This window comes from Haloarcula sp. MBLA0138 (assembly GCF_055632455.1).
The window spans coordinates 489,830-511,904 of the sequence record NZ_CM145746.1; the positions used below are offsets into that span (position 1 = coordinate 489,830).

At 66.9% G+C, this 22,075-nt stretch carries 34 protein-coding genes, 1 tRNA gene and 1 pseudogene; 31 read left to right on the forward strand and 5 right to left on the reverse strand.

All coding sequences use genetic code 11. From position 1 onward, the window contains the following. Positions 1 to 7: 7 nt before the first annotated feature. Positions 8 to 709: a Bax inhibitor-1 family protein gene (locus ACV7JO_RS02440; RefSeq protein WP_470354755.1), complete on the forward strand. Its 702-nt coding sequence runs from the start codon at positions 8 to 10 to the stop codon at positions 707 to 709. A 51-nt stretch (positions 710 to 760) separates the two neighbouring features. After that, positions 761 to 1,192 carry a universal stress protein gene (locus tag ACV7JO_RS02445; RefSeq protein ID WP_470354756.1) on the forward strand — a complete coding sequence of 144 codons (432 nt, stop codon included), beginning with the start codon at positions 761 to 763 and terminating at the stop codon, positions 1,190 to 1,192. 31 nt (positions 1,193 to 1,223) lie between these two features. Here the strand turns inward: ACV7JO_RS02445 and ACV7JO_RS02450 are convergent, their stop codons facing one another. Beyond that, positions 1,224 to 1,667 (reverse strand): universal stress protein, encoded by a 444-nt coding sequence (locus ACV7JO_RS02450; protein WP_470354757.1) that lies wholly within the window; start codon positions 1,665 to 1,667, stop codon positions 1,224 to 1,226. A gap of 91 nt (positions 1,668 to 1,758) precedes the next feature. Here ACV7JO_RS02450 and ACV7JO_RS02455 point away from each other — a divergent pair, with 91 nt between their 5' ends. Continuing rightward, the gene (locus ACV7JO_RS02455; RefSeq protein WP_470354758.1) at positions 1,759 to 2,316 is read left to right on the forward strand and encodes a response regulator; all 558 of its coding nucleotides are present in this window, start codon (positions 1,759 to 1,761) and stop codon (positions 2,314 to 2,316) included. 181 nt (positions 2,317 to 2,497) lie between these two features. Beyond that, complete coding sequence (locus ACV7JO_RS02460; RefSeq protein ID WP_470354759.1) at positions 2,498 to 3,856, forward strand: PAS domain-containing sensor histidine kinase; 1,359 nt, start codon at positions 2,498 to 2,500, stop codon at positions 3,854 to 3,856. Positions 3,857 to 3,967: 111 nt separating this feature from the next. Here ACV7JO_RS02460 and ACV7JO_RS02465 read toward each other — a convergent pair. Then, positions 3,968 to 4,039 (reverse strand) — tRNA-Gly (locus ACV7JO_RS02465). 387 nt (positions 4,040 to 4,426) lie between these two features. Here ACV7JO_RS02465 and ACV7JO_RS02470 point away from each other — a divergent pair. The 25 genes from ACV7JO_RS02470 (at position 4,427) to secY (ending at position 18,753) form a co-directional block, all read left to right on the forward strand. Further along, entirely contained in the window at positions 4,427 to 5,272 is an 846-nt protein-coding gene (locus ACV7JO_RS02470) for a putative RNA uridine N3 methyltransferase (RefSeq protein WP_470354760.1), read from the forward strand. A gap of 3 nt (positions 5,273 to 5,275) precedes the next feature. Then, the gene (gene rpl3p / locus ACV7JO_RS02475; protein WP_470354761.1) at positions 5,276 to 6,292 is read left to right on the forward strand and encodes a 50S ribosomal protein L3; all 1,017 of its coding nucleotides are present in this window, start codon (positions 5,276 to 5,278) and stop codon (positions 6,290 to 6,292) included. 3 nt (positions 6,293 to 6,295) lie between these two features. Next, positions 6,296 to 7,036, forward strand: coding sequence for a 50S ribosomal protein L4 (gene rpl4p / locus ACV7JO_RS02480; RefSeq protein ID WP_470354762.1), 741 nt, complete (start codon positions 6,296 to 6,298; stop codon positions 7,034 to 7,036). Then, positions 7,033 to 7,290, forward strand: coding sequence for a 50S ribosomal protein L23 (locus ACV7JO_RS02485; RefSeq protein WP_470354763.1), 258 nt, complete (start codon positions 7,033 to 7,035; stop codon positions 7,288 to 7,290). Before rpl4p ends, ACV7JO_RS02485 begins: the two co-directional genes overlap by 4 nt. Before the next feature lie 2 nt (positions 7,291 to 7,292). After that, positions 7,293 to 8,015, forward strand: coding sequence for a 50S ribosomal protein L2 (locus tag ACV7JO_RS02490; protein WP_470354764.1), 723 nt, complete (start codon positions 7,293 to 7,295; stop codon positions 8,013 to 8,015). Then, entirely contained in the window at positions 8,012 to 8,434 is a 423-nt protein-coding gene (locus ACV7JO_RS02495; protein WP_470354765.1) for a 30S ribosomal protein S19, read from the forward strand. Before ACV7JO_RS02490 ends, ACV7JO_RS02495 begins: the two co-directional genes overlap by 4 nt. A 2-nt stretch (positions 8,435 to 8,436) precedes the next feature. Next, positions 8,437 to 8,898 carry a 50S ribosomal protein L22 gene (locus tag ACV7JO_RS02500; protein ID WP_470354766.1) on the forward strand — a complete coding sequence of 154 codons (462 nt, stop codon included), beginning with the start codon at positions 8,437 to 8,439 and terminating at the stop codon, positions 8,896 to 8,898. Beyond that, positions 8,898 to 9,806, forward strand: coding sequence for a 30S ribosomal protein S3 (locus ACV7JO_RS02505; protein WP_470354767.1), 909 nt, complete (start codon positions 8,898 to 8,900; stop codon positions 9,804 to 9,806). The genes ACV7JO_RS02500 and ACV7JO_RS02505 overlap by 1 nt, the downstream gene beginning before the upstream one ends. Beyond that, the gene (rpmC, locus tag ACV7JO_RS02510; protein ID WP_470354768.1) at positions 9,803 to 10,018 is read left to right on the forward strand and encodes a 50S ribosomal protein L29; all 216 of its coding nucleotides are present in this window, start codon (positions 9,803 to 9,805) and stop codon (positions 10,016 to 10,018) included. Before ACV7JO_RS02505 ends, rpmC begins: the two co-directional genes overlap by 4 nt. Next, positions 10,018 to 10,350 carry a ribonuclease P protein component 1 gene (locus ACV7JO_RS02515; RefSeq protein ID WP_470354769.1) on the forward strand — a complete coding sequence of 111 codons (333 nt, stop codon included), beginning with the start codon at positions 10,018 to 10,020 and terminating at the stop codon, positions 10,348 to 10,350. Before rpmC ends, ACV7JO_RS02515 begins: the two co-directional genes overlap by 1 nt. Continuing rightward, positions 10,341 to 10,673: a 30S ribosomal protein S17 gene (locus ACV7JO_RS02520; RefSeq protein WP_470354770.1), complete on the forward strand. Its 333-nt coding sequence runs from the start codon at positions 10,341 to 10,343 to the stop codon at positions 10,671 to 10,673. Before ACV7JO_RS02515 ends, ACV7JO_RS02520 begins: the two co-directional genes overlap by 10 nt. Further along, a complete protein-coding gene (locus ACV7JO_RS02525; RefSeq protein ID WP_470354771.1) occupies positions 10,673 to 11,071 on the forward strand; it encodes a 50S ribosomal protein L14 in 399 nt (132 codons plus the stop codon). The genes ACV7JO_RS02520 and ACV7JO_RS02525 overlap by 1 nt, the downstream gene beginning before the upstream one ends. 4 nt (positions 11,072 to 11,075) lie before the next feature. Beyond that, positions 11,076 to 11,438 (forward strand): 50S ribosomal protein L24, encoded by a 363-nt coding sequence (gene rplX, locus ACV7JO_RS02530; RefSeq protein WP_470354772.1) that lies wholly within the window; start codon positions 11,076 to 11,078, stop codon positions 11,436 to 11,438. Further along, positions 11,435 to 12,148 (forward strand): 30S ribosomal protein S4e, encoded by a 714-nt coding sequence (locus ACV7JO_RS02535; RefSeq protein WP_470354773.1) that lies wholly within the window; start codon positions 11,435 to 11,437, stop codon positions 12,146 to 12,148. Before rplX ends, ACV7JO_RS02535 begins: the two co-directional genes overlap by 4 nt. Then, on the forward strand, positions 12,145 to 12,675 hold the full coding sequence (locus ACV7JO_RS02540; protein ID WP_470354774.1) for a 50S ribosomal protein L5: 531 nt from the start codon (positions 12,145 to 12,147) through the stop codon (positions 12,673 to 12,675). Before ACV7JO_RS02535 ends, ACV7JO_RS02540 begins: the two co-directional genes overlap by 4 nt. Beyond that, on the forward strand, positions 12,672 to 12,857 hold the full coding sequence (locus ACV7JO_RS02545) for a 30S ribosomal protein S14 (RefSeq protein ID WP_470354775.1): 186 nt from the start codon (positions 12,672 to 12,674) through the stop codon (positions 12,855 to 12,857). Before ACV7JO_RS02540 ends, ACV7JO_RS02545 begins: the two co-directional genes overlap by 4 nt. Before the next feature lie 2 nt (positions 12,858 to 12,859). Beyond that, a complete protein-coding gene (locus tag ACV7JO_RS02550; protein WP_470354776.1) occupies positions 12,860 to 13,252 on the forward strand; it encodes a 30S ribosomal protein S8 in 393 nt (130 codons plus the stop codon). Positions 13,253 to 13,254: 2 nt separating this feature from the next. Next, positions 13,255 to 13,791: a 50S ribosomal protein L6 gene (locus ACV7JO_RS02555; RefSeq protein WP_470354777.1), complete on the forward strand. Its 537-nt coding sequence runs from the start codon at positions 13,255 to 13,257 to the stop codon at positions 13,789 to 13,791. A 182-nt stretch (positions 13,792 to 13,973) separates the two neighbouring features. Then, complete coding sequence (locus ACV7JO_RS02560; RefSeq protein WP_470355743.1) at positions 13,974 to 14,663, forward strand: 50S ribosomal protein L32e; 690 nt, start codon at positions 13,974 to 13,976, stop codon at positions 14,661 to 14,663. Further along, positions 14,663 to 15,112 (forward strand): 50S ribosomal protein L19e, encoded by a 450-nt coding sequence (locus tag ACV7JO_RS02565; protein WP_470354778.1) that lies wholly within the window; start codon positions 14,663 to 14,665, stop codon positions 15,110 to 15,112. The genes ACV7JO_RS02560 and ACV7JO_RS02565 overlap by 1 nt, the downstream gene beginning before the upstream one ends. Then, complete coding sequence (locus tag ACV7JO_RS02570) at positions 15,112 to 15,675, forward strand: 50S ribosomal protein L18 (RefSeq protein ID WP_470354779.1); 564 nt, start codon at positions 15,112 to 15,114, stop codon at positions 15,673 to 15,675. The genes ACV7JO_RS02565 and ACV7JO_RS02570 overlap by 1 nt, the downstream gene beginning before the upstream one ends. Continuing rightward, complete coding sequence (locus tag ACV7JO_RS02575; protein ID WP_470354780.1) at positions 15,672 to 16,310, forward strand: 30S ribosomal protein S5; 639 nt, start codon at positions 15,672 to 15,674, stop codon at positions 16,308 to 16,310. The genes ACV7JO_RS02570 and ACV7JO_RS02575 overlap by 4 nt, the downstream gene beginning before the upstream one ends. Beyond that, on the forward strand, positions 16,310 to 16,774 hold the full coding sequence (gene rpmD / locus ACV7JO_RS02580) for a 50S ribosomal protein L30 (RefSeq protein ID WP_470354781.1): 465 nt from the start codon (positions 16,310 to 16,312) through the stop codon (positions 16,772 to 16,774). Before ACV7JO_RS02575 ends, rpmD begins: the two co-directional genes overlap by 1 nt. Beyond that, entirely contained in the window at positions 16,774 to 17,271 is a 498-nt protein-coding gene (locus tag ACV7JO_RS02585; protein WP_470354782.1) for an uL15m family ribosomal protein, read from the forward strand. The genes rpmD and ACV7JO_RS02585 overlap by 1 nt, the downstream gene beginning before the upstream one ends. A gap of 6 nt (positions 17,272 to 17,277) precedes the next feature. Further along, the gene (gene secY / locus ACV7JO_RS02590) at positions 17,278 to 18,753 is read left to right on the forward strand and encodes a preprotein translocase subunit SecY (RefSeq protein ID WP_470354783.1); all 1,476 of its coding nucleotides are present in this window, start codon (positions 17,278 to 17,280) and stop codon (positions 18,751 to 18,753) included. A 119-nt stretch (positions 18,754 to 18,872) separates the two neighbouring features. Here the strand turns inward: secY and ACV7JO_RS02595 are convergent, their stop codons facing one another. Continuing rightward, positions 18,873 to 19,067, reverse strand: a complete 195-nt coding sequence (locus ACV7JO_RS02595) for a hypothetical protein (RefSeq protein ID WP_470354784.1) — start codon at positions 19,065 to 19,067, stop codon at positions 18,873 to 18,875. Between the two features lie 212 nt (positions 19,068 to 19,279). Here ACV7JO_RS02595 and ACV7JO_RS02600 point away from each other — a divergent pair, with 212 nt between their 5' ends. Together ACV7JO_RS02600 and ACV7JO_RS02605 are read left to right on the forward strand one after the other, a co-directional pair. Next, positions 19,280 to 19,552 carry an AbrB/MazE/SpoVT family DNA-binding domain-containing protein gene (locus tag ACV7JO_RS02600; protein ID WP_470354785.1) on the forward strand — a complete coding sequence of 91 codons (273 nt, stop codon included), beginning with the start codon at positions 19,280 to 19,282 and terminating at the stop codon, positions 19,550 to 19,552. Continuing rightward, positions 19,549 to 20,028: a type II toxin-antitoxin system VapC family toxin gene (locus ACV7JO_RS02605; protein WP_470354786.1), complete on the forward strand. Its 480-nt coding sequence runs from the start codon at positions 19,549 to 19,551 to the stop codon at positions 20,026 to 20,028. Before ACV7JO_RS02600 ends, ACV7JO_RS02605 begins: the two co-directional genes overlap by 4 nt. A gap of 228 nt (positions 20,029 to 20,256) precedes the next feature. On the opposite strand, the gene ACV7JO_RS02610 is transcribed toward ACV7JO_RS02605, so the two are convergent. Together ACV7JO_RS02610 and ACV7JO_RS02615 are read right to left on the reverse strand one after the other, a co-directional pair. After that, positions 20,257 to 20,940 carry a sensor histidine kinase gene (locus ACV7JO_RS02610; protein WP_470355744.1) on the reverse strand — a complete coding sequence of 228 codons (684 nt, stop codon included), beginning with the start codon at positions 20,938 to 20,940 and terminating at the stop codon, positions 20,257 to 20,259. Next, a pseudogene (locus ACV7JO_RS02615) lies at positions 20,914 to 22,044 on the reverse strand (PAS domain-containing protein); the annotation flags it as partial. The gene ACV7JO_RS02610 and the pseudogene ACV7JO_RS02615, both read right to left, overlap by 27 nt. Positions 22,045 to 22,075 lie beyond the last annotated feature (31 nt).

Here is a 22,075-nt window from a genome sequence, read left to right on the forward strand (position 1 = left end):
GCCGGACGTGAGCAGCAACTTCGAGCGAGCGGCGGTCGGGGCGACCGGGACCGTCGACCGGAACCTGAGTCGCATCGTGGCGATGGGGACCGCGCTGGTCGCGGCGAACGTCCTCCTGATGCTGGCGCTGACGTACACCCCCGTCGCCGACCTCGGCGTCGCGCTGTTCTCGAACTTCTTCGTCGGTATCGCCGTCTTCGTCGTCACCGTCGGTGGCGGGTTCTGGCTCGCCAACAAGGGCATCCGACGCGGGAGCATGGGTCTCGCCGGGGCCGGCGTGGCGCTCGCGCAGACGGGCTACGGCCTCGTCGGGGCGGCCCTCCTCGTGCTCGCGCCGGCCGCACTGCGGGTCCCCGCGCTCGGCATCTCCGCGGTCGTCACCGGCGCTATCACCGCCGTCGTCGCCTCCGTCGTGTTTACGACGGACCGCTCGTTCGAGGGGTGGCAGCGCTACGCGTTCGGCCTGTTCATCGCCGGGTTCGTCGTCGGCGCGGTCGGCGTCTTCGTCGCCCCGGTGTTGTCCCTCGTCGCCGGCCCCATCTTCTTCCTCGGGTTCGTCTGTGACCTGACCTACGAGATATGGGCCGTCCGGGAGAACCGCTACGCCAGCGATTTGCGCAACGCGCTGGGCATCTACGTCGCCGTCATGGGCGTGTTCATCCACGTTCTCCAGTGGGTGTTGCGGGCCCTCTCGATGCTGGACAACTGACGCCGGCACCCGGGCCGAACTTTCATGCCGGCACCCGATGAACGGTAGCGCATGACACGGCAGATACTCGTTCCAGTCGACAGCTCCGAGCAGGCCGAGACCGCCGTGGCGTTCGCCGCCCGCGAGTTCGGCGACGCTCGGCTCGTGCTCCTCCACGTCATCAACCCGGCGGAGGCGGGGTACAGCGCGCAGGCCTCCATCCCGTCGTTCTCCGAGGAGTGGTTCGAGCAGCGCAAGGCGGCCGCCGACGACCTCTTCGAGCGGCTCACGGACGCGGCCCGCGACGCCGGGGCCGACGACATCGAGCGAGCGACGGAGGTCGGCCGGCCGACCCAGACCATCGTCGAGTACGCCGACGACCACGACATCGACCACATCGTGATGGGCAGCCACGGCCGCTCGGGCGTCTCGCGCATCCTGCTGGGCAGCGTCGCCGAGACGGTCGTCCGCCGGGCGTCGGTGCCGGTGACGGTCGCGCGGTGACGCGGTACCGGCTCCGCCGCTCCGATTCCGCTCAGGCGTGCCGGACGATGTGCACGTCGTACTGCGGGTCTTCGGAGACGGGCGCGCCGACGCTGGAGACCGGCGTGGACACGCGGCCGGCGTTCTCGCTGCCGATGAACACGATGGAGGCGTCCACGTCGTGGGCCACCTCGCGGATGGTCCGGACCACGTCGGTCGTGATGGAGGCCATCGAACTCACTTCCTCGGGCACCTCGTAGCGGAACTCGGCGTCGGGCGCGATGGCTGTGGCCTGTTCGCGCAGTCGGTCCGCGATGGCGTCGGGCGTGAACGGGTCGTCCGGCCCGACCCAGCCGCGGTCCAGCGCGTACTCGGGGTCGTCGGGGACCACGACCAGCGTCAGCACGTCCTCGCCGGTGTACTCCGCGAACTCCGTGGCGCGGTGCAGAGCGGCCGTCGAGAGGTCGGAGCCGTCGAAGGGGACGAGCAGTACCATGTCGCCACCCTCTCTCGGCTCGGATTTAACTGTTGGCCGAACGAGACCGACGACCCACACATTTATAGTCATTCCAGAAACACGATGGGGTGTGTCCGGGGAACGCGGCCCGCCGACGGTGCTCGTCGTCGAGGACGAGACGCGACTCCGCGAGGCCTACCACCGCGTCCTCTCGCAGTCCTACGACGTTCGCGTCGCGGCCGACGGCGAGGCGGCGCTGGCGCGGGCCGACGAGGACGTCGACATCGTCCTCCTCGACAGGCGGCTACCCGACACGTCGGGCGACGAGGTTCTCGGGGAGCTACAGGCCCGGAACCTCGACTGCTACGTGGCGATGGTTACGGCTGCCGACCCGGACTTCGACATCATCGACCTCGGCATCGACGATTACCTCGTCAAACCCGTGACGACCGACGAAGTGCGCGAGGCCGTCGAGCGTCTGCGCGCGCTGGCCGCCTACGACGAGACGTACCGCGAACTGAGCCAGAAGCGGGTCACGCACAGCGTGCTCGTCCACGAGAAGTCCGCCGCGGAACTCGAACGGAGCGACGAGTTCCAGCGCCTCCGGACGGAGATAGACCGATTGGAGCGCGACCTGTCGTCGATGGCCGACGCCTGCGCGGACGTGGAGCGCGACCTCGACCGCTAGCCCGCCGACAGTAACTTACGCGTCAACGGCGTAATTCACGTATCCTGTATCGCTCCGGCGCGACGGCCGACGGACAACTGACTCAGAGAGCGGTGGCGCGGTTCCCGGGTCCGACCGGTGGCGTGGGTCGCTCGACCCGTTCTGCGAACCATCGCGCGACCGGCGTGCGTGGGGCAGACCCGTGAAGCGAGTCCAAGTCCTCGTCGAGTCGGACGACGACGAAGCGGCCCTGTGCGGGGCGTTGCCGTCGGCGTACGAGTCGGTCGACGGAGCGGGCGTCCGGGACGCGGACTGCCACGTCGTCGACGCGACGACGCTCCGGCGACACCGCGACGCCCTGCAGTCCCGCCGGGCGAACGCCGGGTTTCATCCTATCGTCCTCGCCCGCGACACGGACGCTGAGAACGGGTCGACCGACGCCGAACCGTGGGCGTTCGTCGACGAGAGCGTGCCAGTGCCGGTCGAAGCGCCCGTCCTCCGGACGCGGCTGTCGAACCTCTTTGCCAGACAGGACCGGTCCGAGAGCGTGGACCGCGCCGGCCCGCTCGACGCCGTCCCCAACCCCGCGTTCCTCGTCGACGACGGGACTATCCGAGAGGGTAACGCGGCCTTCTGTGACCTCGTGGGTGTGGAGCCCGCGGCGCTCGACGGCCGGGCCGTCGAAGCGCTGTCGACACACGGGTTCGACCCGGATGCCGTCGCGGCCGTCGTCGAGGGGTCGTCGGACACCGACCGCATCGACGTACAGACCGAGGCCGGCACGCACCACTACGCGATGGCCGCTTGGCCCGCGTCGACCGACGGCGACTCGGCGACGGCGTGTGTGCTGACAGACATCTCCGACCTGAAGGACAAGACCGACCGACTTGACCAGTTCGTGAGCGTCCTCAGCCACGACCTCCGGAACCCGCTGCAGGTCGCGGAGATGCGGACTGCGGTCCTCAGAGAGGAGTTCCCAGAGACGGCCGACCACGCCGACTCGATAGCGGACTCGCTCGACCGCATCCGGACGCTCGTCCGGCAGATGCTGGCCGTCGCGCGGACCGGCCGGGCAGCCGTCGACCGCGAACCGGTGGCGCTGGCGACGGTTGCACGCGACGCGTGGGAGACGGTCGAAACGGACGACGCGACCCTCTCGGTCTCTGTCTCGTCGGCGTACACCGTCGCGGCCGACGAGGGGCGGCTCCGGCAGGCGTTCGAGAACCTCTTCCGGAACGCGGTCGAGCACGGTCCCGTGGACGACGCGGAGGCCGACGACGCCGAGTCGGCAACCGACGGCGACGCGGCGGCGAGCGACCTCACCGTCCGCGTCGGCCGCGCGGTCGACGGTTTCTACGTCGAGGACGACGGGACCGGTATCCCGCCCACCGAGCGCGACGCCGTCACCGAGATGGGGACTTCCTCGGAGTCGGGCGGCAGCGGGCTGGGGCTGGGAATCGTCAGCGACATCGCCGACGCCCACGGGTGGGTACTCACCGTCGGCGAGAGCGACGACGGCGGCGCTCGGTTCGTGTTCACTGGCACCGACACCACGGAGTAGGCGCGGCCGTGGCGGTGTCGTCGTGACTCGCGGGCTCGACTGCAGTGTGATTTCGCGGCTCACGGACCGACGAGCGCACGCGGCGCTCGTCGGGATTGTTCGCCGCAGGAATGCGCTGGCTGGGATTTGAACCCAGGTTGTGACCATGGCAAGGTCACGTGATACCAACTACACTACCAGCGCGCATCACGTCGCTCGGCGTCACCGCGCCGCGCTTCGTTGCAATTCAAGCTGGCGGGGGTGACAGTAAAAAGCCTTCCGTTTCGCGGGAAAACCGTGGGAAGTGAGGGCATTCTACGGGCCGGTGTGGCGGCTAGCCGTGTTTCGCCGGCTTGTCCCACTCCCGGTCGGTGTCGGCCGACGGGATTCGCATCGACGGGCGGGCCACGGGACGGCGTGACGTGACGCACCCTTTCGAAAGCGGCAAGCGTCGTGTGGTCGATTCACGCGCGAGCGCCACCGCTGGCCCATGTGAACTCCTCGCACCGCGCGCGTGAAGCGCGGTCTTTTTAAGGTAGGGAAGGGGACGTATCGGCACAGTCTAGTGGCGCGACGTGGAAGCGTCACGGCATGACGACCACCGTGCTCGTGCCGTCTTCCCTCACCCGGGAAGCCAACGACCGACGCGAGGCGACTCGCAAAATCGGATACGTGGCCCGCGCGGCCACCGTGTTCCGGGTCGACCGGCTGACCGTGTTCCCCGACCCAGCGGGCGAGGGGGCGTGGGAAGACGGGTTCGTCGAAACCGTGCTGCGGTACGCCGCGACGCCCCCGCACCTCCGAAAGGAGGCGTGGGGCAAGCGGGACGAACTAGAGTGCGTCGGCGTCCTGCCGCCGCTCCGCGTGCGTTCACAGACCGGCTCCGGATCCGAGGGTTCGGGGTCGTTAAGACAGGGAATCGTGACCGAGGTCGGAGCTGATGGGCGCGTTCGGGTCAATTGCGGACTGCAACACCCGATCTCCCTCCCCGTTCCCTCCGCGATAGAGGTCGAGGAGGGGGAGCGCGTGACCGTCAGGGTCTCTTCGCGACGGCCGGTCCGGGCGAAACTCGTCGAAGCCCCCACGCCGGGGTTCGGCGTCGACGCCGCGGACCTCGATGCGGCACTCTCGCGTGACGATGCGGGGCTCGCCATCGCGTCATCGCGATACGGCGAGCCCGCGTCCACCCGCCGTCTCGGCCAACTGGCCGGGCGACGGGACGCCGAGGGCGGCATGACAGTCGCCTTCGGGGCACCCGAGCGTGGGTTACCGTCGATACTCGACGTGGACCCGGGCTCCGTCGCCGGAGACCAGACAGACGACGACCCCACAGGGTTCGACCTCTGGCTGAATACGGTTCCGAACCAGGGCAGCGAGGTCGTGCGAACCGAAGAAGCGATGTTCGCCTCCCTCGCCTGCCTAACCCTCACGGAGTAAACGATGCCAGAAACAAGCAGACCACGCAAAGGCTCGCTGGGCTACGGCCCGCGCAAGCGCTCGACGAGCGAGACGCCTCGCTTCAACAGCTGGCCGTCCGACGACGGTCAGCCGGGCGCACAGGGCTTCGCCGGTTACAAGGCCGGCATGACACACGTCGTGCTCGTCAACGACGAGCCCAACTCCCCCCGCGAGGGGATGGAGGAGACCGTCCCGGTGACGGTCGTCGAGACGCCGCCGATGCGCGCCGTCGCGCTCCGAGCCTACGAAGACACGCCGTACGGCAAGCGTCCGCTGACGGAGGTCTGGGCCGACGAGTTCCACGGGGAACTCGACCGCGCACTGGACCTGCCGGAGGACCACGACCCGGACGCTGCGGAGGAACAGGTACGCGACGCCTTGGAAGCCGGCGACCTCGGGGACGTGCGTCTCATCACGCACACCGTTCCCGACGCCATCCAGAGCGTCCCGAAGAAGAAGCCCGACGTCATGGAGACGCGGGTCGGCGGCGGAGCGCTCTCCGACCGCCTCGACCACGCCCTCGACCTCGTCGCCGACGGCGGCGAGCACTCGATGAACGACGTGTTCCGCGCCGGTGAGTACACCGACGTGGCCGCCGTCACGAAGGGCAAGGGCACGCAGGGCCCCGTCAAGCGATGGGGCGTCCAGAAGCGGAAGGGCAAACACGCCCGGCAGGGGTGGCGGCGCCGTATCGGCAACCTCGGGCCGTGGAACCCCTCCCGCGTGCGCTCGACGGTCCCCCAGCAGGGGCAGACCGGCTACCACCAGCGCACGGAGCTCAACAAGCGGCTCATCGACATCGGCGAGGGCGACGAGCCCACCGTCGACGGCGGCTTCGTCAACTACGGCGAGGTCGACGGGCCCTACACGCTCGTGAAAGGCTCCGTGCCCGGGCCGGACAAGCGCGTCGTGCGCTTCCGCCCCGCGGTGCGGCCCAACGACCAACCGCGCCTCGACCCCGAGGTGCGCTACGTCTCCAACGAATCGAACCAAGGATAATCCATGCAGGCAACAGTACACGACCTGAACGGCGACGCCGACGGCGAGGTCGACCTACCGGACGTCTTCGAGACGCCGGTTCGGCCCGACCTCATCCAGAAGACCGTCCGCGCCGCGCAGGCAAACCGGAAACAGGACTACGGCTCCGACGAGTACGCCGGCCTCCGAACGCCGGCCGAGTCCTTCGGCAGCGGCCGCGGACAGGCTCACGTGCCCCAGCAGGACGGGCGCGCGCGCCGCGTTCCACAGGCCGTCAAGGGCCGCCGTGCCCACCCGCCGAAAGCGGAGAAGGACCGCTCGCTCGGCCTCAACGACAAGGAACGGCAACTCGCCGTCCGCTCGGCGCTGGCCGCTACGGCCGACGCCGAGACGGTCGCCGAGCGCGGTCACGACTTCGACCGCGACGAGGTGCCCGTCGTCGTCTCGGACGACTTCGAGGACCTCGTCAAGACGCAGGAGGTCGTCGACGTGCTCGACGCGCTCGACGTGCACGCGGACATCGACCGCGCTGACGACACGAAGATAAAGGCCGGACAGGGGAAGAGTCGGGGCCGGAAGTACCGGCGTCCCTCCTCTATCCTGTTCGTGACCAGCGAGGAGCCCTCGACGGCCGCTCGCAACCTCGCCGGTGCCGACGTGGCGACGGCGAGCGAGGTCAACACCGAGGACTTGGCCCCCGGTGGCCAGCCCGGTCGGCTGACCGTCTTCACCGAGTCCGCGCTCGCGGAGGTGGCCCAGCGATGAGTTCGGGCGTCATCAAGCACCCGAACGTCACGGAGAAGGCCATGAACGACATGGACTTCCAGAACAAGCTCCAGTTCGTCGTCGCCGACGACGCCACGAAGGGCGAGGTCGCCGACGCCGTCGAGAGCCAGTACGACGTGACGGTCGAGGACGTGAACACGCAGAACACGATGGACGGCGAGAAGAAGGCCGTCGTGCGTCTCTCCGAGGACGACGACGCCCAAGAAGTCGCCTCCAGAATCGGGGTGTTCTAACGATGGGACGACGAATCCAAGGACAACGCCGCGGTCGCGGGACGCCGACGTTCCGAGCGCCCTCGCACCGCTACAAGGCCGACCTCTCGCACCGTACCGTCGAGGACGGCGACCTCATCGCCGGGACCGTCGTGGACATCGAACACGACCCCGCCCGCTCGGCGCCCGTCGCGGCCGTCGAGTTCGAGGACGGCGAGCAACGGCTCGTCCTCGCGCCCGAAGGCGTCGGCGTCGGCGACGAACTGCAGGTCGGCGTCAGCGCCGAAATCGCGCCCGGTAACACGCTCCCGCTCGCGGAGATTCCCGAGGGGGTTCCGGTGTGCAACGTCGAGGCCAACCCCGGCGACGGCGGGAAGTTCGCCCGCGCGTCCGGGGTCAACGCCCAGTTGCTCACCCACGACCGCTCGGTCGCGGTCGTCCAGCTCCCCTCCGGGGAGATGAAGCGCCTCGACCCGCAGTGTCGCGCCACCATCGGCGTCGTCGCCGGCGGCGGCCGGACTGACAAGCCGATGGTCAAGGCCGGCAACAAGCACCACAAGATGAAAGCCCGCGGGACGAAGTGGCCCAACGTCCGCGGTGTGGCGATGAACGCCGTCGACCACCCCTTCGGTGGCGGCGGCCGCCAACACCCCGGCAAGCCCAAGTCCGTCTCCCGCAACGCACCGCCGGGCCGGAAGGTCGGGGACATCTCCTCGAAGCGGACCGGTCGAGGTGGTAACGAATGAGTTCTGAGTATCAAATCGGCCACGAGGGTGAGTTCACCTTCCGCGGCCACACGCTCGACGAGCTGCAGGACATGGAGCTCGAGGACGTCGCGGCACTGCTTCCCGCTCGACAGCGGCGCACCATCGAACGCGGCCTGACCGAGGAGCACCAGAAGCTCCTCGAGAAGGCCCGCGAGGCCGGCGAGGAGGAGACGGCGAACGACCCCATCCGCACGCACCTGCGCGACATGCCGGTGCTGCCCGCGATGGTGAACGTCACGTTCGCCGTCCACACCGGTCAGAGCTTCGAGCGCGTGAAAGTCGAGCCGGAGATGCTCGGTCACTACCTCGGCGAGTTCCAGCTCACACGCAGCGACGTCGAGCACGGACAGGCCGGAATCGGGGCGACACGCTCCTCGAAGTTCGTACCGCTCAAGTAACCATGGGAATCAGCTACTCAGTCGACGCCGACCCGGACACGACGGCCAAAGCCATGCTCCGGGAGCGGCAGATGAGCATCAAGCACAGCAAGGCCATCGCCCGGGAGATAAAGGGCAAGACGGCCGGCGAGGCTGTCGACTACCTCGAAGCGGTCATCGAGGGCGACCAGCCCGTCCCGTTCAAGCAACACAACTCCGGCGTCGGCCACAAGAGCAAGGTCGACGGCTGGGACGCGGGTCGCTATCCGGAGAAGGCCAGCAAGGCCTTCATCGACCTGCTGGAAAACGCCGTCGGCAACGCCGACCACCAGGGCTTCGACGGTGACTCCATGCGGATAATGCACGTCGCCGCCCACAAGGTCGGCGAGCAGCAGGGTCGCAAGCCCCGCGCGATGGGGCGGGCCTCGGCGTGGAACAGCCCGCAGGTCGACGTGGAACTCATCCTCGAGGAGGTCGAGAACTGATGGCGGACGAACAGCAGTTCATCGAGGACGGGCTCCAGCGGACCCAGATAGACGAGTTCTTCGCCGACGAACTCGGCCGCGCCGGCTACGGCGGCATGGACGTCGCCAAGACGCCCATGGGGACCCAAATCGTCCTCAAGGCCGAGAAGCCCGGGATGGTCATCGGTAAGGGCGGGAAGAACATCCGCAAGCTCACCACCGAGCTCGAAGAGCGGTTCGAACTCGACGACCCGCAGGTCGACGTTCAGGAGGTCGACGAACCCGACCTCAACGCCCGCATCGTCGCGGACCGGCTGGCAAACGCCTTGGAGCGTGGCTGGTACTTCCGCAAGGCGGGCCACACGACCATCGACCGCATCATGGAGTCGGGCGCGCTGGGTGCCGAAATCGTCCTGTCCGGAAAGGTCACGGGCGCTCGCTCGCGCGTGGAGAAGTTCAACCGCGGCTACATCAAGCACAACGGCGAACCCGCCGAGGAGATCGTCGACAGCGGCGTCGGCGTTGCCGTGATGAAGCTCGGTACCATCGGCGTCCGCGTGAAGATAATCCCGCCGAACGCCGAACTCCCCGACGACTTCGAGATATACGACGACGTCGAGGTCGAGGACTACGTCGCCGAGACCGACGGCGAGAGCGTCGAGGAACTCCTCGAGGGCGAGCCCGACGAGGAGGCCGACGCCGACACAGAGGACGACGACGACGCAGAGGCCGACGACGCCGACGCGGACGAGAGCGTCGAGGAAGAGGTCGTCGAAGAGGAAGTCGAGGTCCCGACCGACGAGGACGTCGAGGACGTCGACGTCGACGAACTCGAAGAGGCCGTCGACGAGGAACTCGACGAGGACGTCGAGGCCGAGGCCGAGGAGCTCATGGACGAGATGGACGACGAGGAGGGTGACGACGAATGACCGTCCTCCACGTCCAAGAGGTCCGTGACATGACGCCGGCCGAGCGCGAGGCCGAGATAGACGACCTCGAGACGGAGCTGCTGAACGCCCGCGCCGTGCAGGCGGCGGGTGGTGCCCCGGAGAACCCGGGCCGCATCAAGGAACTGAGGAAAGCCGTCGCGCGCATCAAGACGGTGCAGCGCGAGGAAGGCGACCTTCAGGAGGACGAATAATGCCACTGACACCCGAGACGCTCCCGCGCCACGAACTCGTCGGCCTCGACGTCGAGGTCGTCGCCGCGTCCAACCCGGACGCCGTCGGCATCGCCGGCGCGGTCGTCGCCGAGACGACACAGACGCTGGCGATAGAGGGCGCGACTCGGGTGTGGCACGTGCCGAAGGCGGACGCGACGTTCGTGTTCACGCTCGACCGCGAGGCGCAGCGCGTCTCGACGGACGGCCGCGGTGACGGGCCCCGAGCGACGACCGTCCGCGTCGACGGCGAGCGACTCGTCGCCCGCCCCGCCCGACGCACAGAGACTACAGGAGATTCACAATGGCGCTAGGACTGAACGTACAGGAACCGGAGGAGACCTGTACCGACCAGCACTGTCCGTTCCACGGAGAGCTCTCCGTGCGCGGCCAGACACTGGACGGTGAGGTCGCCTCCACCGACATGCAGAAGACCGTCGTCGTCGAGCGCGAGTACGACGTGAAGGTGCCCAAGTACGACCGCTTCATGAAGCGGCGGAGCCGCGTTCCGGCTCACGCACCCGACTGTCTCGACCTCGCGGTCGGCGACACGGTCACGATAGCAGAGTGTCGACCGCTCTCGAAGACGAAAAGCCACGTCGTCGTCGACGTGGGCAGCGAGGACGGTGAGAACTGATGGAGGCACTGAACGCCGACGTGACCCAAGGGCTGGAGAAGGGCTCGCTCATCACGTGTGCGGACAACACGGGAGCGCGCCAGCTGAAAGTCATCTCCGTCCACGGGTACTCCGGCACGAAGAGCCGCCACCCGAAGGCCGGACTGGGCGACAAGGTCACCGTCTCGGTCACCAAGGGGACGCCGGAGATGCGTCGCCAGGTGCTCGAGGCCGTGGTCGTCCGCCAGCGAAAACCCATCCGTCGACCCGACGGCACGCGCGTGAAGTTCGAGGACAACGCGGCCGTCATCGTCGACGAGAACGAGGACCCGCGCGGGACCGAACTCAAGGGTCCCATCGCGCGTGAGGTGGCCGAGCGCTTCGGTAGCGTCGCCTCCGCCGCGACAATGATCGTATAGAACCATGCCACGGAAACCAGACAAACAGCGAACGCAGCAACGACGCGCCCCGCTGCACGAGAAGCACAAGCAGGTGCGGGCCACGCTGACCGACGACCTCCGCGAGGAGTACGGTCAGCGCAACGTCCGCGTCAACGCCGGTGACACGGTGGAAGTGCTTCGCGGCGACTTCGCCGGCGAGGAAGGCGAAGTCGTCGACGTCGACCTCTCGGACGCCGTCATCCACGTCGAGGACGTGACCCTCGAGAAGACCGACGGCGAGGAGGTTCCCCGGCCGCTCGACACGTCCAACGTGCGCGTGACGGCCCTCGACCTCGAGGACGACGAGCGCGAGGCGCGGCTCGAATCGGAGGATGACACAGCATGAGTAACCACCAGAAGCGCCTCTCGGTGCCCGAGAGTTGGCCCGTAGAGCGCAAGACCGAAACGTTCACCGTCAAGGCCGGTGCCGGCCCGCACGGCGAGTCGGGGGTTCCCCTGCTCATCGTCCTGCGGGACGTGCTCGGCTACGTCGACACCCGCAAGGAAGCGCGCTACGCGCTCAACGAGGACAACGTCCGAATCAACGGCAAGGCGGTCTCCGACGAGGAGCGCCCGGTCGGGATGTTCGACATCCTCGCGTTCACCGAGCGCGACGAGTTCTACCGCGTGTTCCCCGGCGAGGGCGGCCGGCTGGCGCTGACCGCCATCGACGCGGACGCGGCCGACTCCAAGCTCGGCAAAATCGTCACCAAGACCCACGTCGCCGGCGGCGAGGTCCAACTGGGACTTCACGACGGCGAGACGCTGGTCGTCGACGACGACCAGACCTACGACGGCGGCGACTCCGTCGTCGTCGGCAACGAGGACGGCGAAATCGTCGCCCACTTCGAGTACGAAGAGGGCGCTCTCGTCACCGCCGTCGACGGTGCCCACGCGGGCGAAATCGGGGTCATCGACGAGATTCAGGTGACGCCGGGCTCCTCGCAGAACAACGTCCTCGTCGAGCAAGACGAGGGCGAGGGCTTCGAGACCGTCGAGGAGTACGTCGTCGTCATCGACGAGAACTTCACAGGCGACGAGGAGGGTGACGAATGAGTTCCGAGAGCGAGTCCGCCGACTTCCACGAGATGCGCGAACCGCGCGTCGAGAAGGTCGTCGTCCACATGGGCATCGGCCACGGCGGGCGCGACCTCGCCAACGCCGAGGACATCCTCGGCGAGGTCACCGGGCAGAACCCGGTCCGAACGACGGCGAAACAGACCGTCGGCGAGTTCGACATCCGCGAGGGCGACCCCATCGGCGCGAAGGTCACGCTGCGTGACGAGGCCGCCGAGGCGTTCCTCTCGACGGCGCTGCCGCTTGCCGACCTGTCGGCGACGCAGTTCGACGACACCGGCAACTTCAGCTTCGGCGTCGAGGAGCACACGGAGTTCCCGAGTCAGGAGTACGACCCGAGCATCGGAATCTACGGGCTTGACGTGACGGTCAACCTCGTCCGCCCCGGCTACCGCGTCGCCAAGCGCGACAAGGCGTCGCGCTCGATTCCCTCGAACCACCGACTCGACCCCGACGACGCGGTCGTCTTCGTCGAGTCTACCTTCGACGTGGAGGTCGCAGAATGAGCGAGAGCGAGACAGAACACACCGAGGAGTCCGACACCGCCGAGAGCGACCGGACCGGCCAGCTGGAGTCCTGCCAGCGCTGCGGGCGCGAGCAGGGACTGGTCGGCAAGTACGACATCTGGCTGTGTCGCCAGTGCTTCCGGGAGATTTCCCGGGGCATGGGCTTCAAGAAGTACAGCTAACCATGACAGGAAACGATCCGTTCGCCAACGCGCTGTCGGCCATCAACAACGCCGAGAGCGTCGGGCATCTCGAGCAGACGGTATCGCCCGCCTCGAACGAAATCGGCTCGGTCCTCGAGGTCTTCTACGACCGCGGGTACATCGACGGGTTCAGCTTCGTCGACGACGGCAAGGCCGGCGAGTTCGAGGTCGAACTGAAAGGAGCCATCAACGACTGTGGCCCGGTCAAGCCCCGCTACTCGGCGAGTGCAGACGAGTTCGAGAAGTGGGAGAAGCGGTTCCTCCCCGCGCGTGACTACGGGACGCTCGTCGTCACGACCAGCCACGGCGTCATGAGCCACTACGAGGCTCGTGAGGAGGGCGTTGGTGGCCAAGTCATCGCCTACGTATACTGACAATGCCACGAGTAGAACTGGAAATTCCGGAAGCCGTGACCGCCGAGATGGACCACCTCGACCTGACCGTCGAGGGGCCCGAAGGTAGCGTCACACGACGGCTCTGGTATCCCGACATCGACGTCTCCGTCGACGGCGACGCGGTCGTCGTCGAGTCCGAGGAGTCCGACGCCAAGACGATGTCGACCATCGGGACCTTCGAGAGCCACGTCGAGAACATGTTCCACGGCGTCACCGAGGGGTGGGAGTACGAGATGGAAGTCTTCTACTCCCACTTCCCGATGCAGGTCGACGTCGAGGGCGACGAGGTCGTCATCGAGAACTTCCTCGGTGAGAAGGCCCCGCGTCGGACGGGCGTCCACGGTGACACCGATGTCCGAATCGACGGTGAGGAGCTCACCGTCTCCGGCCCGGACATCGAGGCCGTCGGCCAGACCGCCGCGGACATCGAACAGCTCACCCGCGTCAACGACAAGGACGTTCGGGTGTTCCAAGACGGGGTGTACATCACCCAGAAACCGAGCCGAGGTGACGCCTGATGGCAGACAACCCCGACAACAAGAGCAGCGACGCCGACGCCAACGAGGAGGCCCTCACGCAGGGTGACGGGCCAGAGGCGGACATCGAGTCCGAACAGCCCCACGACGGCGAACCGGCCGAAGACCCCGACCGCGTGGCCGAACAGGCGGCAGACGAAGCCGAAGACGACGCGGACGACGGGATGGAACTGACCGACATCAGCGGTGTCGGCGACTCCAAGGCCGACGCGCTGCGCGAGGCCGGCTTCGAGTCGGTCGACGACGTGCAGGCGGCGAGTCAGGACGAACTGGCCGACGTGAGCGGTATCGGCAACGCGCTGGCCGCCCGCATCAAGGCCGATGTCGGCGGGCTCGAAGTCGATACCGAGACCGAGGCCGAGGTCGAAGAGGAAGGCACCGAGGAGGCAGACGAGACCGACGCGGACGTGGAGACGGAACTCCAGCCCCGCGGGCTCGCCGACAAGACGCCTGACCTTGACGACGAGGCCGCTCGGCTGCTGGCCCAGCGACACCGGGTCAACACGCCGAAGTTCAACCGACAGGACCACCACAAGAAAAAGCGCGTCTCGACTTCGTGGCGCAAGCCCCGCGGCGACCTCTCGAAGCAGCGCCGCGGCATCAAGGGCAAGGGCGACACGGTCGAGGCCGGCTTCCGCTCGCCGGCCGCGGTGCGAGGCAAGCACCCCTCGGGCTTCGAGGAGGTCCGCGTGCACAACGTGGCCGACCTCGACGGCGTCGACGGGGACAGCGAAGCCGTCCGCATCGCGTCGAAGGTCGGCGCTCGCAAGCGCGAGCGCATCGAGGAGGAAGCCGAGGACGCGGGCATCCGCGTTCTCAACCCCACCTACGAGGAAGTCGAGGTGAACGAGTAATGACGGACCTCTCCGCACAGAAGCGACTCGCGTCCGACGTGCTCGACGTCGGGAAGAACCGTGTCTGGTTCGACCCCGACCGACAGGGTGACATCGCGGACGCCATCACCCGCGAGGACGTGCGCGAACTGGTCGACGAGGGCGCTATCCGCGCCGAGGACAAGCAGGGCAACTCCCGGGGCCGCGCCCGGGAGCGCCAGAAGAAGCGCGCCTACGGCCACCAGAAGGGAGCCGGTTCCCGGAAGGGCAAGGCCGGGGCGCGACAGGACCCCAAGGAAGACTGGCAGTCGCGCATCCGCGCCCAGCGCGCGAAGCTGCGCGAACTGCGTGACGACGGGACGCTTTCGAGCTCCCAGTACCGCGACCTCTACGACAAGGCCGGCGGTGGCGAGTTCGAGAGCGTCGCGGACCTCGAACGGTACATCGACGCGAACCACGGTGATGCATAATGGCGACAGGACCACGATACAAGGTGCCGATGCGGCGACGCCGCGAGGCCCGGACCGATTACCATCAGCGGTTGCGCCTGCTGAAATCCGGTAAGCCCCGCCTCGTTGCTCGAAAGAGCAACAAGCACGTCAGGGCGCAGCTGGTGACGCTCGGCGAGAGCGGTGACCGGACCCTCGCGGCCGCACATTCGAGCGAACTCGCAGACTACGGCTGGGAAGCGCCGACGGGCAACACGCCCGCGGCCTACCTGACCGGGCTGCTCGCCGGCCTCCGCGCCCAAGACGCGGGCGTGGCGGAGGCGGTGCTCGACATCGGCCTCAACTCCCCGACCCCCGGAAGCAAAGTATTCGCAATACAGGAAGGCGCAATCGACGCCGGCCTCGAAATCCCCCACAACGACGACGTGCTCGCCGACTGGCAGCGCACCCGCGGTGCCCACATCGCCGAGTACGCCGAGCAACGCGACGAGCCGCTGTACAGCGGGGACTTCGACGCCGCGGACCTCCCGGACCACTTCGACGAGACCCGGGAGACCCTACTGGAAGGTGACATCGAACTATGAGTGCTGACAACGGCTGGGAACCCCGGACACGCCTCGGCAAGCAGGTCGTCGAGGGCGACATCGACTCCATGCAGGAGGCGCTGAACTCCGGGCTTCCCCTGAAAGAATCGGAAGTCGTCGACCAGCTCGTTCCCGATCTGGAAGACGAAGTGCTGGACATCAACATGGTCCAGCGGATGACCGACTCCGGCCGGCGGGTGAAGTTCCGCTGTGTCGTCGTGGTGGGCAACCGCGACGGGCTGGTCGGCTACGCCGAGGGGCGTGACGACCAGGTCGGCGGTGCCATCCAGAAGGCAATCGACATCGCCAAGCTCAACCTCATCGACGTCTCCCGCGGCTGCGGGTCCTGGGAGTGTGGCTGTGGCCGTCCCCACACGGTCGCGCTGCGCACCGAGGGCAAGGCCGGGAGCGTCGAGGTCGAGCTCCAGCCGGCCCCGCGCGGGCTCGGGCTAGCGGGCGGAGAGACCGTCCGCAAAGTGCTGGAGCTGGCCGGCATCGAGGACATCTGGACCCGCTCGTCGGGCAACACCCGGACCACGGTCAACTTCGCCAAGGCGACGTTCAACGCCCTGCGCAACACGGCCGAGGCCCGCGTCCCCGAGCGCACCTTCGAGAAGCGCGAGGTGATCGAGTGATGCAAGCGCTCGTCCAGATCCGCAGTGACGTGAACATGGACACCGACGTGGCGGACACGCTGGAGATGCTCAACATCCACCACGTGAACCACGCCACGCTCGTCCCCCAGACCGAGACCTACCGCGGGATGGTGACGAAGGTCAACGACTTCGTCGCCTACGGCGAGCCGAGCCAGTCGACCGTCGAACTCCTGCTCGAGACCCGCGGCGAGCCCGCGGAGGGCGACGCCGACATCGACGACGAGTGGGTGGCGGAAAACACCGACTACGACGACGTCGAGGGGCTGGCGTTCGCGCTGGTCTCCGAGGAGACGACGCTGCGCGAGCAGGGACTCTCCCCGACGCTGCGCCTGCACCCGCCCCGTGGCGGCCACGACGGCGTCAAACACCCCGTCAAGGAGGGCGGCGAACTCGGGAAACACGACACCGAGGGCATCGACCACCTCCTGGAGGCGATGCGATAATGACATCCAAGAAACGACGACAGCGCGGCTCCCGCACGCACGGCGGCGGCTCGCACAAGAACCGCCGCGGTGCCGGCCACCGCGGTGGCCGCGGCGCGGCCGGCCGCGACAAGCACGAGTTCCACAACTACGAGCCGCTGGGCAAGAGCGGCTTCAAGCGTCCGGAGAAAGTTCAGGAGGACGTCGAGACGGTCGACGTCCGCGAACTCGACGAGGACGCCGCCCTGCTGGCGGCCGACGGCGTCGCCGAGGCCGACGGTGACGGCTACCGAATCGACGCCCGCGACGTCGTCGAGGACGGCCACGAGGTCGACGTCGTCAAGGTCCTCGGTGCCGGGCAGGTCCGCAACGAGCTGACGCTGGTCGCCGACGACTTCTCCGAGGGCGCTCGCGAGAAGGTCGAGGCCGCCGGCGGCAGCACGGAACTGACCGAGCGCGGCCAAGAGCGCGCCGAGGCGCAGGCCGACGACGAATCCGACGCGGACGACGAGGAATAACGACAGATGAGCTGGAAGGACACCGCCGAACCGCTGCTCGTCCGGATGCCGGCAGTCCGCCGGCCGGAGGGCCACATCCCGTTCAAGCGGAAGCTGGCGTGGACCGGCGGCGTGCTGGTGCTGTACTTCTTCCTGACGAACGTGATGCTGTTCGGCTTGGACATCGACCAGAGCTCGGCCGTCTTCGGCCGCTTCTCGTCCATCCTCGCGTCGGGTCAGGGGAGCATCATGCAGTTGGGTATCGGCCCCATCGTCACGGCATCCATCGTCCTGCAACTGCTCGGCGGTGCCGACCTGCTCGGACTGGACACGCAGAACGACCCGCGTGACCAGATCCTCTATCAGGGGCTCCAGAAGCTGCTGGTACTGGTGATGATCTGTCTGACCGGGCTGCCGATGGTGTTCGCCGGTGGGTTCCTGCCCGCCGACACCGCCGTCGCGCAGTCGCTTGGCATCCCGACGGTCGGCGTCCAGTGGCTCATCTTCGCCCAGATGTTCGTCGGTGGTGTCCTCATCCTGTTCATGGACGAGGTCATCTCCAAGTGGGGCGTCGGGTCCGGTATCGGGCTGTTCATCGTCGCTGGCGTCAGCCAACGACTGATAGGCGGCATCCTGACCCTCCCGATGTTCTCCCCCGACGGACAGGGCGGCGGCATCATCTACACGTGGTATCTCATCGTGACCGGGCAGCTGAACACGGGGTCGCTGCTGGCTCCGAGCGGGATTCAGACGCTTGTCACCGGTCCCGGACAGCTACTGGCGCTGCTGACCACGGTGCTCATCTTCTCCGTGGTCGTCTACGCCGAGTCCGTCCGGGTCGAGATACCGCTGTCGAACGCCCGCGTGAAGGGCGCTCGTGGCCGCTTCCCGGTGAAGCTCATCTACGCCAGCGTCCTGCCGATGATCCTCGTCCGGGCGCTGCAGGCCAACATCCAGTTCCTCGGGCGCATTCTCGACGCCCAACTGGGCAGTCTGCCGGCGTGGCTGGGCTCGTACTCGAACGGGCAGGCCACCAGCGGCCTGTTCTACTACCTCGCGCCGATTCAGGCACCCGGAGATTGGATGTGGTGGCTGAGTGGCGCGAGCCAGCCGGTCTGGCAGATACTCATCCGCGTCGGCGTCGACCTGACGTTCATGCTGATCGGCGGTGCGGTGTTCGCCATCTTCTGGGTCGAGACGACCGACATGGGCCCGGAGGCGACGGCGAAGCAGATACACAACTCCGGGATGCAGATTCCCGGCTTCCGGCAGAACGTCGGCGTCGTAGAGAAAGTGCTCGAACGCTACATCCCGCAGGTCACCGTCATCGGCGGTGCCCTCGTGGGCCTGCTGGCCGTCATGGCGAACATGCTGGGTACCATCGGCGGCGTCTCCGGTACCGGGCTGTTGCTGACCGTCTCCATCACGTACAAGCTGTACGAGGAGATAGCGGAGGAACAGCTCATGGAGATGCACCCGATGATGCGCCAGATGTTCGGCTGAGAAAACCACATCCATTCATTTCTTAGGGGACTGATGGTAGGAACGATTGGTCCGAACTGTCATTAGTGGCAATGTTGCGTACGATTTCCGGGGTATTTTCCGGGTCAGCTTCCACGGTATCACCCCCCGGGTAGCGCGTCGAGAATCCGTAGCCAAAGTGGTTGGTTCTCGTGGTTCAATCCGCCCTCGCGTGGGATATTACCGGATATCCACTCACCGGACAATCCCGGCACGGCCGTATCGCCGCTATCGAACTCGAATCCAGAATAGCCCGCCTTGTTGAGTTCCTGTCTCACACGCTCCCACTCGGTCATTAGTCATCCAATCGAACAATACCGAGGTAAATATGCCGCCTGTACTGAATGATACGTGATTCACCTCCGCCGAGCGATTTCGGATCGTCGAGTTACGGAGAGTTCCTCAGTGACGGTCGAGCAATACCCATCGAGACTCATCACCGACGTAGTCGAACACGAGCAGAAGCGTTTTATCTATCAACTCAGTAGTGGGTAATAGGTGGTCAAAAATGGGAACATCGTCTGACGACGACCGCGGCGAACGAGTCACGCTCACGGTGGATGACCGCGGTCGAGTAACGCTTCCAAAGGAAATCCGTGAGCGATTAGGTATCGAATCGAACGACGAGGTCCCGGCAACGCTCGTCGGTTCCGTCCTCGAAGTCAACCCGAAGCCGAGTGCGAAGCTCGAACCGGCGACGGCGGGACGAGAGGACTGGACGGGTTCGACGCCGACCGACGCTGGCGAATCCCTGTTCGGGCCGATGGACCGCAAGGAATGAGCGATTCCCTGCCGACGGAAGTGACGGTCCTCACCGACGTGAACGCCCTCGCCATCGCGCTCACCGAGGATCATCCGGCACACGAAGACGTCTTTCCGTGGATCGAGAACGCACTCGATGGACCGAACGTGCTGCTCGTCTTCGATTACTATCCGCTGCGAGCGCAGTACATCATGACCAGCAACTTCGGCGTCGATCCGGTCGCTGCACGGAATGCGGTGCAGTCACTCGTCCGGAGTCCGGCGCGTATCGTGAACGCGAACGGCAAGGCGCTGCTTGAGGCGTACGACATCAGCGCCGAGAAGGAACACGACGTGTACGATTCGTTCGTTCTCGCGCTGGCACGTTCTTACGACGCCGACTACCTACTCACCACCGACGGTGACTTCAACGACCTCTGCGGGGGCGAGAGCGTGAATTACGTCAACCCGATTCCCGAAGACAAACGCGAGAAACTGGCCCGGATCGACGGCTAAGCGGTTTCGACTGTCCCGTTCCGGCGCTGGTTCCTGAGCGATCGCCGTAGAACGGCGAGGACCGATTTCGGGCTCCGGCATAGATACTGTCAGTGGTGGGGCTACATCGTGTGGGTCCCCATAACGCGGATGATTCGCCAGACGTTCGGCTGAGAACGCACCTCTCTTTTCGCGCGCTCGTGGCCCGCAAGGGCGGCCGCGACCGGCGCGGACACGCCGCCGCGGCGGTCACTCCGGTTCGGCTATCCCGGTGAACTCGAAGCGAGCGCCGCCGTCCGTACTCTCGGTGACGGTGACCTCCCAGCCGTGGGCGACGGCTATCTGCTCGATGCTCACCATCCCGAACCCGGCCCCGTCGTCCTTCGTGGTGAACCCCGGTTTGAACACGTCCTCCCGGTCGGTCGGGGGGATTCCGGGACCGGCGTCCTCGTAGTAGAACCCGTCCGGGAGCGTGCCGAGTCGCATCGGCGTGTCCGTGCCGGCGTGTTCGGCGGTGTTCCGGACGAGGTTGTCGGCCAGTCGGACGAGCGCCTGTTCGTCGGCGAGTATCGGTTTCGAGTCGACGACTTCGAACGCTGTCGGTTCGGTCTCGAACGCGTCCCACGACTGGAAGGCGTCGGCGAGTTCGACGGGGGCCGTCCCGTCTATCAGTTCGCCGTGGGTCATCACCTTCGAGAGGTCGTCTATCAGTCCCTCGATTCGGTTCGCGGCGGCGATAGCGTCGTCGAGGGGGTCCGTCTCGCCGGTCTCTCTGGCGAGGTCGAGATTTCCCTGCACGACGGACAGCGGCGTCTTGAGGTCGTGTGAGAGGACGTGTCCGAAGTCACTGAGCCAGTCCCGCTGTGGCCCTCTCTCGGTCCTGTCGGCGCGCCGCTCCGTAATCTCGCGCTGGAACCCGATGAAGTGGGTCACGCGGCCGTCGTCGTCGGGTATCGGGAAGACTTCGAGGAGATTCCAGAACGGATTCCCGTCGGCGTCGTAGTTGCGGATGTCAGTCGACACGGGCTTGCCGCTGGTCACGGCGTCGCGTATCTCGGCGACCGTCTCCGGGTCCGTCGCCTCGCCCTGCAGAAACCGGCAGTTTCGACCCAGCGCCTCGTCCTCGTCGTACCCAGTCAGCTCCTCGAACCCCTCGTTTACGTACACCAGCGGGGTGTCGTCCTGCGTCGCGTCCGCGATGACGATGCCCAACCCGGCGGCGTCGAGCGCGTCGTTTTTGAGGGCCAACTCGGCTTCGAGTTCCTCGGTCTCGGCGAGTTCTTGGACGATGCAGACGTGACCGCCGCTCTCCATCTGGGTCAGGACGAGGCGCTCCGGAATCCGGTCGCCCTCTTTCGTGAGGCCGGTCGAGACGCCGCGCCACGTCCCCTCGGACTGGAGTTTCGGGAGAATCTCGTCGTGGAACCGCTGTGCCTCTTCGTCGGCGTACAGCATGTCCCAGTGTTCCCCGACCAACTCCGCGCGGTCGCGGTCGTAGACGGCGGCGTAGGCCTCGTTCACGTACTGGTACACTCCGTCCTCACCGATGATGCCGATACCCTCCTCCGCGGACTCGATGGCGAGGAACCCGCGGCGGACCTGCGTCTCGGCCCAGTGTTTCTCGACGAGGTTCTCGACCTTGTTGGCCAGCACTGGGTACTCCTCCGGGCCGCCCTTCTGGAGGTACTCGTCGACGCCGGCGGTGATTGCCTGACTGGCGATCTCCTCGCTTCCCTTCCCGGTGAACAGCACGAACGGGGCCTCGATACCCGCCTCGCGGACCTCGTTCAAGAGCGCCAGTCCGTCCATCCGGGGCATGTCGAAGTCGCTGACGATGCAGTCGTACTCGCCCGTGTCGAGTTCCTCCAGCGCGGCGTCCGGCCCCGTCACCGCTGTCGTCTCGACGGTCGATATCTCGCGGTCCAGAAAGGTCGCGGTCATCTCGACCATCGACTCGTCGTCGTCGACGAGCAGGACCGACATCCGGCGACGGGCAGTGTCGAACGGGGCCATCTCGCTCAGCGGGGAGGTCGCCATGGTATGGACTCACGCACGGCCGACAGATAAA